This window comes from Paraglaciecola sp. IT1134, assembly GCF_058068185.1.
In genome coordinates this window covers 4,719,680-4,733,376 of record NZ_CM176486.1, presented here as the reverse complement: position 1 = coordinate 4,733,376, position 13,697 = coordinate 4,719,680, and the positions used below count along the sequence as shown (strand labels likewise).

Below are 13,697 nucleotides of genomic sequence, written 5' to 3'. Positions count from 1 at the left end.
ATCGGCAGGCTGAGGAACCCATGGTTTACTCTTATAGCGAAAAGAAACGTATCCGTAAGGATTTTGGCAAACGCCCACAGGTATTGGAAATACCCTATCTACTTTCAATCCAGCTTGATTCTTTTAAAAAGTTTATTGACCTAGACGTCGATGGTCAGCATGGACTGGAAGCAGCATTTCGATCGGTTTTCCCAATTAAAAGTTACTCTGGTAACGCAGAATTACAGTACGTAAGTTACCGTCTAGGTGACCCTGTATTTGATGTGAAAGAATGTCAAATACGCGGTGTTACCTTTTCAGCACCTCTGCGAGTCAAGTTACGTCTCGTGTTGTTTGATCGTGAAGCAGCACCGGGCACAGTAAAAGATATCAAAGAGCAAGAAGTGTACATGGGTGAAATTCCACTCATGACTCAAAACGGAACTTTCGTCATCAACGGTACTGAGCGCGTAATCGTTTCTCAGTTACACCGTTCGCCAGGCGTATTCTTCGACCATGATAAAGGTAAAACTCACTCCTCAGGTAAAGTATTGTATAACGCTCGCGTTATTCCTTACCGTGGTTCGTGGTTAGACTTCGAATTTGACCCTAAAGATAATCTTTATGTCCGTATAGACAGACGCCGTAAATTGCCGGCGACTATTATGTTACGTGCATTGGAAATGCCAACCGAAGAAATTTTGGATCTGTTTTTCGAGAAAAACCAGGTACGAATTACCGGTGATGTTTTCATGTCTGATATCGTGCCTGATCGCCTACGTGGTGAAACAGCGCAATTTGACATAAAAGACAAAAAAGGCAATGTGATTGTCGAGTCTGGTCGTCGTATCTCGGCTCGCCACACGCGCGCCATGGAAAAAGCCAAAATCGTAGAACTTGAAGTGCCAGCCGAGTATCTGGTCGGCCGCGTGATCGCTTGTGATTACGTCAATCAAGAAACCGGTGAGTTAGTCGCTGCTGCCAACGATGAGTTAACACTAGAAAATCTGCTGGGGCTTAAAGAAGCCGGTTATAGCAGTTTCGAGACTTTGTATATCAATGAACTTGATCATGGTGCCTATATTTCAAACACCTTGCGTATCGATAGCTCAACCAACAAGTTAGAAGCCTTGGTTGAAATTTATCGCATGATGCGTCCTGGTGAGCCACCGACAAAAGACGCCGCGGAAACCCTGTTCACTAACCTGTTCTTCTCTGAAGACCGTTATGACTTGTCATCTGTTGGTCGCATGAAATTCAACCGCCGTTTAGGTCGTGAAATTTCTACCGGCTCAGGAACTTTGAATAAAGAAGACATCGTCGCGGTAATGAAGCAGCTGATCACTATACGAGACGGTAAAGACGAAGTAGATGATATCGATCACTTGGGTAACCGTCGTATTCGTTCTGTTGGCGAAATGGCCGAAAACCAGTTCCGTGTTGGTCTGGTCAGGGTCGAACGTGCCGTTAAGGAACGTTTGAGCTTGGGTGATTTGGATGCGGTTATGCCTCAGGACTTGATTAATGCCAAGCCAATTTCGGCAGCGGTTAAAGAGTTCTTCGGTTCTAGTCAGTTGTCTCAGTTTATGGATCAGAATAACCCGTTATCTGAAGTTACCCATAAACGTCGTATTTCAGCCTTAGGCCCGGGCGGTTTGACCCGTGAACGTGCAGGCTTTGAAGTACGAGATGTACATCCGACCCACTATGGCCGTGTATGTCCCATTGAAACACCAGAGGGTCCAAACATCGGTTTGATCAACTCCTTAGCGAGTTTTGCCCGAACCAATGATTTCGGCTTCCTGGAGACGCCTTATCGTAAGATAGTCGACGGTATCGTGACAGATGAAATTGATTATTTGTCAGCCATCGAAGAAGGCCAATATGCCATCGCCCAGGCTAACGTAGTCTTGGATGACAGTGGCAAGCTGGCTGATGACTTGATCCCTTGTCGTCACCGCGGTGAAACCACGCTTAAAGCGAGCTCCGAGATCACCTATATGGATGTGTCTCCTCAGCAGATCGTTTCGGTGGCCGCCAGCATTATCCCGTTCCTGGAACACGATGATGCTAACCGGGCATTGATGGGTGCAAACATGCAACGTCAAGCTGTTCCTACTTTGCGCGCTGAAAAGCCGTTAGTGGGTACCGGCATGGAGAAAACCGTAGCGGTTGATTCAGGCGTAACTGTGGTAGCGAAACGTGGTGGTTCAGTGAGCTTCGTTGATGCCAGTCGTATTGTTGTTAAGGTTAATGAAGAAGAAACCACTGCTGGCGAAGCCGGTATTGATATCTACAACTTAACCAAGTACACCCGTTCTAACCAAAATACCTGTATCAATCAGCGTCCTAACTGTAATGTTGGTGAGCCTGTTGTTGCCGGTGATGTACTGGCTGATGGTCCGTCCACCGACATGGGTGAATTGGCTTTGGGACAGAATATGCGTATCGCATTTATGCCCTGGAATGGTTACAACTTCGAAGATTCAATCTTGATTTCAGAGCGCGTAGCGATGGAAGACAGATTTACCACTATTCATATTCAGGAACTTAGCTGTGTCGCTCGTGATACTAAGCTTGGGCCAGAAGAGATCAGTGCTGATATACCCAATGTTGGTGAATCAGCTTTAGGTAAGTTAGATGAATCCGGTGTTGTGTATATCGGTGCCGAAGTCAAAGGCGGTGATATTTTAGTCGGTAAGGTAACACCTAAAGGTGAAACCCAGCTGACCCCTGAAGAGAAATTATTACGAGCCATCTTCGGCGAAAAAGCATCTGACGTGAAAGATACCTCATTGCGTGTGCCTAACAGTGTGCACGGAACCGTTATCGATGTTCAGGTCTTCACCCGTGATGGTGTCGAAAAAGATAAACGTGCTCTGGAAATTGAAGACATGCAGTTACGTCAAGTCAAAAAAGACTTGTCGGATGAATTTAATATCCTGGCCGACGGTATCTTTGCCCGAGCGAGAAATCTGCTTGTCAGGTCTGGTACAGATGAAGCTAAGCTGGATTCTTTACCTCGTGAGAAATGGTTCGATTTAAACCTGACCGACGAAGATGTGCAAACCGAGCTGGATCAAATTGCCCAGCAACACGCCGAAATCAAAGATGACTTCGATAAGAAGTTTGAAATGAAACGTCGCAAAATCACCCAAGGTGATGACTTGCAACCAGGCGTATTAAAAATTGTTAAAGTGTACCTAGCGGTTAAGCGTCATATACAGCCCGGCGATAAAATGGCGGGTCGTCACGGTAACAAAGGTGTTATCTCTACCATCAAGCCTGTCGAAGACATGCCTTATGATGATTATGGGACGCCTGTTGATATCGTGCTTAACCCTCTTGGTGTACCTTCGCGGATGAACATCGGACAGATACTTGAGACTCACTTGGGTATGGCTGCTCACGGCATCGGGGTCAAAATTGATCGCATGCTTAAAGAGCACGAAGAGATGGCCAAGTTACGTAGCTTCCTTAAAGAAGTGTACGGCGCAGGTAAAACGCATCAAAATGTGGATCTTGATAGCTTCAGTGACGACGAAATCAAGCGTTTGGCGGATAACCTGCGTAAAGGTGTGCCTATGGCGACACCAGTATTTGACGGTGCCACAGAAGCTGAAATCAAACATATGTTGACCTTGGCTGATATCCCGCAAAGCGGACAAATTACTTTGTTCGACGGGCGCACTGGTCGCGCATTTGAGCGTCCGGTAACAGTGGGTTACATGTATATGTTGAAACTGAATCACTTGGTTGATGACAAGATGCATGCTCGTTCAACTGGTTCGTACAGCTTGGTAACTCAGCAACCTCTTGGTGGCAAAGCCCAGTTTGGTGGACAACGCTTCGGAGAGATGGAAGTGTGGGCACTGGAAGCTTATGGTGCTGCTTATACCTTGCAGGAAATGCTGACAGTTAAATCCGATGACGTGAATGGCCGGACCAAGATGTATAAAAACATCGTGGATGGCGATCACCGCATGGAACCCGGTATGCCGGAATCTTTCAACGTATTGCTGAAAGAAATCCGTTCATTGGGTATCAACATCGAGTTAGAAGAGCAGTAAGCTGCTCTTGCTGAGCTTATAGACTGGACAGTCCGGGGTGTGTGAACCACATGCCGGGCTTTTGCAACTGACTCCGCTGGGAGAGAAATGTGAAAGACTTATTGAAGTTTCTTAAGCAACAACACAAGACCGAAGAATTCGATAACATCCGAATTGGTCTTGCGTCACCCGACATGATCCGTTCATGGTCGTTTGGTGAAGTTAAGAAGCCAGAAACCATTAACTACCGTACTTTCAAGCCTGAGCGTGATGGTTTGTTCTGTGCGCGTATTTTTGGTCCGGTTAAAGATTACGAATGTTTATGTGGTAAATACAAACGCCTTAAACATCGCGGTGTGATCTGTGAAAAATGTGGCGTTGAAGTCACCTTGACCAAAGTGCGCCGTGAGCGTATGGGCCACATCGAATTGGCCAGCCCGGTTGCGCATATTTGGTTTTTGAAATCCTTACCGTCTCGTATCGGTTTGATGCTGGATATGACATTACGTGATATCGAACGTGTACTTTACTTCGAATCTTACGTAGTAGCCGAGCCAGGCATGACAACTCTTGAACGTAGCCAGCTTCTGACTGAAGAAGAGTATCTGGATGCGCTCGAAGAGCACGGTGACGAGTTTGAAGCCAAGATGGGTGCCGAAGCAGTGTACGAATTGCTTAAAGCCCTGGATGTGGATGCTGATGTTGTTTCTATGCGTGAAGAGTTGCCAACTATCAACTCGGAAACCAAGCGTAAAAAAATCACCAAACGTTTGAAATTACTTGAGTCATTCCAATTATCAGGCAACAAGCCTGAGTGGATGATTTTAACCGTATTGCCGGTATTACCACCTGACCTGCGTCCTTTGGTACCGCTGGACGGTGGCCGCTTCGCGACATCGGATCTGAATGATCTGTATCGCCGAGTGATTAACCGTAACAACCGTTTGAAACGCCTGCTTGATCTTGCCGCCCCTGACATCATAGTACGTAACGAAAAACGTATGCTGCAAGAAGCGGTTGATGCCTTGTTGGATAATGGTCGTCGCGGTCGTGCTATTACGGGTTCTAACAAACGTCCCCTTAAATCTTTGGCCGACATGATCAAAGGTAAACAAGGTCGTTTCCGTCAGAACTTATTGGGTAAACGGGTAGATTACTCCGGTCGTTCGGTCATTACTGTTGGCCCTACACTACGCTTGCATCAGTGTGGTCTTCCCAAGAAGATGGCACTTGAGCTATTCAAACCCTTTATCTACGGTAAATTGGAAGCCCGTGGTTTAGCGACCACTATCAAGGCCGCTAAGAAATTAGTAGAACGTGAAGACGCAGAAGTATGGGATGTACTGGACGAAGTGATCCGTGAACACCCTGTATTACTTAACCGGGCACCCACACTTCACCGTTTGGGGATCCAAGCGTTTGAACCTATCCTAATCGAAGGTAAAGCCATTCAATTGCATCCATTGGTCTGCGCGGCATATAACGCCGATTTCGATGGTGACCAAATGGCGGTACACGTGCCCTTGACGATCGAAGCACAGCTAGAGTCTCGTGCCTTGATGATGTCAACCAACAACATTCTTTCCCCTGCCAACGGTGAGCCGATTATCGTGCCTTCACAGGATGTGGTCATGGGTCTGTATTATATGACCCGTGATCGGGTTAATGGTGTTGGCGAAGGTATGATGTTCACTAGTCCTAACGAAGCTGAAAAAGCTTACCGTACCGGCTTTGCTGAACTACATGCCCGGGTTAAAGTGCGTATTACCGAATATGACGTAGCCGAAGATGGCAGCAAAACTGAAAAAGTGACCTTAACCGATACGACAGTCGGCCGGGCTATTTTATCCTTGGCATTGCCTAAAGGTTTACCGTTTGAGCTAATAAACCAGGCCATGGGCAAGAAGATGATTTCTCGCCTATTGAATGCTTGTTACCGTACCTTGGGTTTGAAAGACACGGTTATTGCCGCTGACCAAATCATGTATACCGGTTTCCATTATGCGATGATCGCTGGTGCGTCTGTTGGTATCGACGATTTGGTTATTCCTGATGCCAAAAAAGACATCATTGAAGAAGCCGAAGCTGAAGTGCGTGAAATCCAGGAACAATTCCAATCTGGTCTGGTTACTGCGGGTGAGCGTTACAACAAAGTTATCGATATTTGGTCAAATGCTAACGAACGTGTTGCCAAGGCGATGATGAGCAATTTATCCACTGAAAGTGTGATGAATCGTGACGGTGAAATGGAAGAACAACCTTCTTTCAACTCAGTATTTATGATGGCCGATTCCGGAGCCCGTGGTAGTGCTGCCCAGATCCGTCAGTTAGCCGGTATGCGTGGCTTGATGGCTAAACCAGATGGTTCAATCATCGAAACACCAATCACGGCTAACTTCCGTGAAGGACTAAACGTACTACAGTACTTTATTTCGACTCACGGTGCGCGTAAAGGTCTGGCCGATACCGCATTGAAAACCGCTAACTCAGGTTACTTGACTCGTCGTCTGGTTGATGTGGCCCAGGATTTGGTTATCAATAACGAAGACTGTGGCACCTTTGAAGGCGTGAAAATGACGCCGTTAATCGAAGGCGGAGACGTGGTCGAGCCGTTACGTGAACGTGTATTGGGTCGGACTGTGGCTGAAGATGTATTCAAACCAGGTACGGATGAAATCTTGGTAGAACGTAACGTTCTGCTAGATGAAGCCATGGTTGATATGCTCGAAACCAACTCCGTTGATCAGATTCAGGTGCGCTCGGTTATTACCTGTGAAAATGACTTCGGTGTATGTGCTAAATGTTACGGCCGTGATTTGGCTCGTGGACACATGGTTGGCTTTGGTGAGGCTGTGGGCGTTATTGCTGCGCAATCCATCGGTGAACCAGGTACACAGTTAACCATGCGGACCTTCCACATAGGTGGAGCGGCATCTCGGGCATCTGCTGAAAACAGTGTACAAGTTAAAACTATCGGCACCTTGAAGTTACATAACGCTAAATACGTGCGTAATACCGATGACAAAGTGGTTATCGTTTCTCGTTCATCTGAGATCACTATTATTGATGATCAAGGTCGTGAAAAAGAACGTTACAAAGTGCCTTATGGTGCCATCTTGACTACGGACGATAATGCGTCAGTAACTGTCGGTGAAGTCGTGGCAAATTGGGACCCTCACTCGCATCCAATTGTTACCGAACGCCAAGCGAAGATCAGCTACGCGGATATCGATGACAGTAATACAGAGATGCAACAGGATGAATTAACCGGTTTGACCCGTATAGTGGTCAACGACTTGGCCAAGGCTAATGCGAAAGAACCCAAGTTGATCCTTGATAGTGAAGAACACGGTCTGCAAGAAATTCGTTTACCGAGTTTCACCACTATCGAAGCCTCAGATGGCATGCTGGCCAAGCCAGGTGATGTGTTAGCGCGTATTCCACAAGAAAGCTCGAAAACACGGGATATCACAGGTGGTCTGCCACGTGTAGCTGACTTGTTCGAAGCGCGTAAACCGAAAGAGCCCGCTATTTTAGCGGAAATCTCCGGTACCATAGGTTTTGGTAAAGAAACCAAAGGTAAAAAACGTCTGGTGATCACGCCTAAAGAAGGCGAAGCCTACGAAGAGATGATCCCGAAATGGCGTAATCTTAATGTGTTTGAAGGGGAAAATGTGGAAAAAGGCGAAGTTATCGCCGACGGCCCAGAGTCACCTCATGACATCTTGCGTTTACGTGGTATCAGTGCGGTGTCTAACTATATCGTTAATGAAGTGCAAGAAGTTTACCGCCTGCAAGGGGTAAAAATTAACGATAAACACATCGAAGTGGTTATTCGTCAAATGTTACGTAAGTGTATGATCACTTATGCAGGTGACAGTACGTTGTTAGAAGGCGAGCAGGTTGAAGTGTCTAATGTGAAAATCGCCAACCGTGTATTGGAAAAGCAGGGTAAGATCCCGGCCCAGTATGAAACACAGTTGTTGGGTATCACTAAAGCTTCGTTGTCGACTGAGTCATTTATCTCAGCCGCCTCTTTCCAGGAAACCACCCGTGTTCTGACCGAAGCAGCAGTGCAAGGTAAAGAAGATGAGTTGCGTGGCTTGAAAGAGAACGTGATCGTTGGTCGTTTGATACCAGCCGGTACCGGATTTTCGTATCATCAGAAACGTACAGCAAGAAAACTAGCAGAAAGACAGCAGGTTGAAGACCCGTCTGTATCTGCCGCGGACGCTGAACAGGCCCTAACTGATGCATTGAATGCAGAAGTCATGGAATCGCCTTCAACGGACGAGTAAATAGGACTTTTGTCTGACCTGAAAAGGGAAAAGACCCAAATATACGCATTTTAGCGTGTTTAGAGGGGCTCAAACTTGACAGGTCAAACTTTGGTCATTAGACTTCCGCGACCCGAAATTTGGTAACAGATGTTGGGTCGCGGATTTTTCGCGTTTTATATCCTAATCAAAGGATATTTCAGTCGTAATTTTAACCAGGAGCTAGTTAATGGCAACAGTTAACCAGTTAGTGCGCAAGCCCCGCCAAAAGCCCGCTGCGAAGAGCAACGTAGCAGCATTGCAGGCCTGCCCACAACGCCGTGGTGTATGTACTCGTGTATATACCACCACACCAAAGAAGCCGAACTCTGCATTACGTAAAGTATGTCGTGTTCGTTTAACCAACGGTTTTGAAGTTTCTTCTTATATCGGTGGTGAAGGTCACAACCTACAAGAACACAGTGTGGTTCTTATTCGTGGTGGTCGTGTTAAAGATTTACCAGGTGTTCGTTATCACACAGTCCGCGGAACATTGGATTGCTCAGGTGTAAACGATCGTAGAAAAGGCCGTTCTAAGTACGGCGCAAAACGGCCTAAGTCTTAACGGTTCTCCGTTAGTAAGGCCAAACTAAAGTATTAATTGAGTTTTGGGATATTCCTGAATTCTACGGAGAATTAAAGATGCCAAGAAGAAGAGTTGTAGGTCAACGAAAAATCCTACCCGATCCTAAGTTCGGATCACAGTTACTTGCTAAATTTATGAATGTCGTGATGTTAGACGGCAAGAAATCGACTGCTGAAAAAATTGTTTACGGTGCGCTCGAAATTGTTGCTGAAAAAGCTGGCAAAGAACACCTAGAGTTATTTGAAACCGCATTGGATAACATTCGCCCCACGGTTGAGGTTAAATCTCGTCGTGTAGGTGGTTCTACGTACCAGGTACCAGTAGAAGTTCGTCCAATTCGTCGGAATGCTCTAGGCATGCGCTGGTTAGTAGACGCAGCTCGTAAACGTGGTGAAAAATCAATGGCTCAACGCCTTGCAGCCGAAATGCTCGACGCTGCTGAAAACAAAGGTTCTGCGGTTAAGAAACGTGAAGACGTGCACCGCATGGCTGAAGCCAACAAAGCCTTCGCTCACTACCGTTGGTAATAAGAGAAAGCTATGGCTCGTAAAACGCCTATCGATCGCTACCGTAACATTGGTATTGTCGCTCACGTCGACGCGGGTAAAACCACGACGACTGAGCGTGTCCTGTTCTACACTGGTATGTCACACAAAATCGGTGAAGTCCATGATGGCGCAGCCACCATGGACTGGATGGAACAAGAACAGGAACGCGGCATCACTATTACGTCAGCGGCCACGACCTGCTTTTGGGCGGGGATGGATAAGCAATACGAACAACACCGCATTAATATTATAGACACACCAGGGCACGTCGACTTCACGATAGAAGTCGAGCGTTCCTTACGTGTGCTTGATGGTGCTGTGGTGGTTTTTTGTGGGTCTTCCGGTGTGGAACCTCAGTCAGAAACGGTTTGGCGTCAAGCCGACAAATATCACGTTCCGCGGATCGTGTTTGTCAACAAGATGGACCGAGCCGGGGCTGATTTTGACCGCGTCTTGAAGCAAATCCGCAAACGACTAGGTGCCATATGTGTACCGATCCACTTAAATATCGGTGCCGAAGAAAACTTCAGAGGGGTCATCGACCTTATCAAGATGAAAGCCATTAATTGGAATGAATCTGATCAAGGCATGACCTTCAATTATGAAGCTATCCCGGCCGAGCTGCAAGCTCGCGCAGATCAATTACGCATTGAACTGGTAGAAGCGGCTGCTGATGCCAATGACGAACTGATGGGCAAGTACTTGGAAGGCATTGAGCTAACCGAGGAAGAAATCAAGTCGGCGTTGCGCACCCGTACCATTAATAACGAAATTGTATTGGCAACCTGCGGTTCAGCATTTAAAAATAAGGGTGTGCAAGCTGTGCTTGATGCCGTTATTGAATATTTGCCCGCCCCTGGAGATGTTCCGCCTATTACCGGTATTTTAGACGATAAAGACGAAACCCAAGGGAGCCGTGCGGCTGAGGATAGCGAACCTTTTTCAGCTTTGGCATTCAAGATAGCGACTGACCCTTTTGTCGGTACCTTAACGTTTTTTCGTTGTTATTCCGGCGTAGTTAACTCTGGCGACAGTGTTTACAACCCGATAAAAGCAAAACGTGAACGATTCGGACGCATAGTCCAGATGCATGCCAAAGACAGGGAAGAACTTAAAGAAGTGCGTGCCGGGGATATTGCTGCCGCGATAGGGCTCAAAGATGTGACTACAGGTGACACCTTGTGTGATCCCAATCACATTATAACCCTAGAGCGCATGGAGTTTCCTGAGCCTGTTATCTCTATTGCAGTTGAACCTCGCTCACAAGCCGATCAAGAAAGAATGGGCATGGCGTTAGGGAAATTAGCCGCCGAAGACCCGTCGTTTAAAGTCAGAACTGATGAAGAGTCAGGTCAAACAATCATATCCGGTATGGGTGAACTACACTTGGATATTATTGTCGATCGCATGAAGCGTGAGTTCAACGTTGAATGTAATGTAGGTAAACCTCAAGTTGCTTATCGCGAAACCATCCGCGGCAAAGTTGACGTTGAAGGCAAGTTTGTGCGCCAAACAGGTGGTCGTGGTCAATTTGGTCATGTTTGGTTGACAATCGAGCCAAATGAAGAGGGAGCTGGATACACGTTTGTTAATGCTATTGTTGGGGGAACGGTTCCTAAGGAATTTATTCCTTCAGTAGAAAAAGGTATTCAGGAACAGATGCAAAATGGTGTGGTCGCGGGTTACCCGGTGCTAGATGTAAAAGTCACCTTATTCGATGGTTCATATCATGATGTTGACTCTTCAGAAATGGCGTTTAAAATCGCTGGTTCAATGGGTTTCAGAAAAGGTGCTGCCGAGGCAAAGCCTGTGTTACTTGAACCCACGATGAAAGTTGAAGTGACCACTCCAGAAGACTGGATGGGTGATGTAGTTGGTGATTTAAATCGTCGACGCGGTGTAATCGAAGGGATGGAAGATGGCATCGCAGGTATAAAAATTGTACATGCAAAGGTGCCATTATCCGAGATGTTCGGTTACGCTACTGACTTGCGTAGTGCAACTCAGGGGCGTGCATCATATTCAATGGAATTTTTTAATTATTCAGAAGCGCCTAATAATGTTGCGAAAGCCATTGTTGACGCTCGTCAATCTTAATGAAGGTCTGGTCCGGTTTTCTACAGAAGTAGGACCGGATTGTTAACTTAGGAAATTTGTAAAATGGCAAAAGCAAAGTTTGAACGTACAAAACCGCATGTAAACGTCGGTACAATCGGCCACGTTGACCACGGCAAAACCACTTTAACAGCGGCAATTACTACTGTGTTGGCTAAAACCTACGGTGGCTCTGCCTCTGCATTCGATCAAATCGATAACGCACCTGAAGAGCGTGCACGTGGTATCACCATTTCAACGTCTCACGTTGAATATGATACACCGGCTCGTCACTACGCCCACGTTGACTGTCCTGGACACGCCGATTATGTGAAAAACATGATCACCGGTGCGGCCCAAATGGATGGCGCTATCCTGGTTGTAGCGGCGACAGACGGTCCTATGCCACAAACCCGTGAGCACATCTTGTTAGGCCGTCAGGTTGGCGTACCTTTCATGGTCGTTTTCATGAACAAATGTGACATGGTAGATGACGAAGAATTGCTTGAGTTGGTTGAAATGGAAGTACGTGAATTACTTTCTGAATACGACTTCCCGGGCGACGATTTACCCGTTATCCAAGGTTCAGCCCTTAAAGCCCTTGAAGGCGATGAGAAATGGGAAGCGAAAATTCTTGAGCTTGCCGAAGCCCTTGATACGTATATCCCCGAGCCAGCGCGTGATATCGACAAGCCATTCTTGTTACCTATTGAAGATGTATTCTCAATCTCAGGCCGTGGTACGGTAGTAACAGGTCGTGTTGAGCGCGGTATCGTGAAAACCGGTGACGAAGTAGAAATCGTCGGCATGAAAGACACCACCAAAAGTGTCTGTACGGGTGTTGAAATGTTCCGTAAATTGCTTGACGAAGGTCGTGCAGGCGAGAACATCGGCGCGTTGTTACGTGGTACTAAACGTGAAGACGTTGAGCGTGGTCAAGTATTGGCTAAGCCAGGTTCCATCAACCCGCATACCAAGTTTGAAGCTGAAGTGTACGTGTTGTCTAAAGACGAAGGCGGTCGTCATACTCCGTTCTTCAAAGGTTACCGTCCACAGTTTTACTTCCGTACAACGGACGTAACAGGAGCTGTAGAGCTTCCTGAAGGCGTAGAAATGGTTATGCCTGGTGACAACTTGAAATTTGTTGTTGAATTGATAGCACCGATTGCGATGGACGAAGGTTTACGCTTCGCTATCCGCGAAGGTGGCCGCACAGTAGGTGCAGGCGTGGTAGCTAAAATTCTATAAGTAGCTAATTTAGCTAGTTAACAAAGGCTCCTTAGGGAGCCTTTTTTTTACCTGAAATTGTGCTAACAATAATCAGTGTTGGCACTGAATTTTGATGGGCTAATTAGCCTATCTCTAAATTTAGTGGTCGGTTGCTTCAGTGATCACAATCTGCTGTGAACCGATGGTTCTGGCCATGTTAATAAACTCATCTACTTGTATGGCGTTAACCGTGACGGTGAGGCTGACTGTGGTCGTAAAAATAGAACGAACCACTGTCACCTGAAATTGTCTGAATAATCCATCTATGGCGTTCTGCTGATGGTAAACATAATTTATGTTTACTGTTTTGCTGGGTATTTTTTTTATCAGGATGAGTTGTGCTAACGCAAGGCGTACACCACCACCGTAAGCTTTCACCAATCCTCCTGTTCCAAGTTTAATTCCGCCAGAATAGCGGGTAACCACAGCGCTTATTTCACCGATCCGACTGCCTTTTAACTGAGCCAGGATAGGTTTTCCCGCAGTGCCTGAAGGCTCTTTGTCGTCACTAAATCCTAATTGCATGGGATCACTAGGTGCACCGGCGACAAATCCCCAACAATGATGCCTAGCAGTAGGGTGCTCATCTCTGATCTGTTGAATAAATGCTTTCGCACTGGTGATACCAGGGGTATGGGCCAACTGGGTAATAAATCGACTGCGCTTTATTTCTTGTGTCGCGCAGGCGGTGGCATTGGGAATGAAATAAGGTGCTAAAGACATGACAAATATTACAGGCGTACCATCATTACAGGGTTTGAAACTGCATTAAACGTGAACAAGGTGATAAAACTATCTCAGGTTAAATACCACCTTGAGATAGTTATCAAATATGAAAATGGCCAGGTTTAGACTG

The 13,697-nt window shown here is 46.5% G+C and carries 7 protein-coding genes; 6 read left to right on the top strand and 1 reads right to left on the bottom strand.

The window, feature by feature from the left end; translation table 11 throughout:
* Nucleotides 1–20: 20 nt before the first annotated feature.
* The 6 genes from rpoB to tuf all read left to right on the top strand — a co-directional run bounded on the left by rpoB (nucleotide 21) and on the right by tuf (nucleotide 12,820).
* Nucleotides 21–4,049 carry a DNA-directed RNA polymerase subunit beta gene (gene rpoB / locus AC3RV5_RS20460; RefSeq protein ID WP_489729415.1) on the top strand — a complete coding sequence of 1,343 codons (4,029 nt, stop codon included), beginning with the start codon at nucleotides 21–23 and terminating at the stop codon, nucleotides 4,047–4,049.
* Nucleotides 4,050–4,138: 89 nt separating this feature from the next.
* On the top strand, nucleotides 4,139–8,326 hold the full coding sequence (rpoC, locus tag AC3RV5_RS20455) for a DNA-directed RNA polymerase subunit beta' (protein ID WP_489729414.1): 4,188 nt from the start codon (nucleotides 4,139–4,141) through the stop codon (nucleotides 8,324–8,326).
* 208 nt (nucleotides 8,327–8,534) lie between these two features.
* Nucleotides 8,535–8,909 carry a 30S ribosomal protein S12 gene (gene rpsL, locus AC3RV5_RS20450; protein ID WP_489729413.1) on the top strand — a complete coding sequence of 125 codons (375 nt, stop codon included), beginning with the start codon at nucleotides 8,535–8,537 and terminating at the stop codon, nucleotides 8,907–8,909.
* 77 nt (nucleotides 8,910–8,986) lie between these two features.
* Nucleotides 8,987–9,457, top strand: coding sequence for a 30S ribosomal protein S7 (rpsG, locus tag AC3RV5_RS20445; RefSeq protein WP_489729412.1), 471 nt, complete (start codon nucleotides 8,987–8,989; stop codon nucleotides 9,455–9,457).
* A gap of 12 nt (nucleotides 9,458–9,469) precedes the next feature.
* Nucleotides 9,470–11,575: an elongation factor G gene (gene fusA / locus AC3RV5_RS20440; protein ID WP_489729411.1), complete on the top strand. Its 2,106-nt coding sequence runs from the start codon at nucleotides 9,470–9,472 to the stop codon at nucleotides 11,573–11,575.
* A 63-nt stretch (nucleotides 11,576–11,638) separates the two neighbouring features.
* Nucleotides 11,639–12,820 carry an elongation factor Tu gene (gene tuf / locus AC3RV5_RS20435; RefSeq protein ID WP_489729410.1) on the top strand — a complete coding sequence of 394 codons (1,182 nt, stop codon included), beginning with the start codon at nucleotides 11,639–11,641 and terminating at the stop codon, nucleotides 12,818–12,820.
* A 120-nt stretch (nucleotides 12,821–12,940) separates the two neighbouring features.
* Here tuf and AC3RV5_RS20430 read toward each other — a convergent pair whose 3' ends face one another.
* Nucleotides 12,941–13,564 carry a YigZ family protein gene (locus AC3RV5_RS20430; protein ID WP_489729409.1) on the bottom strand — a complete coding sequence of 208 codons (624 nt, stop codon included), beginning with the start codon at nucleotides 13,562–13,564 and terminating at the stop codon, nucleotides 12,941–12,943.
* Nucleotides 13,565–13,697: the final 133 nt, after the last annotated feature.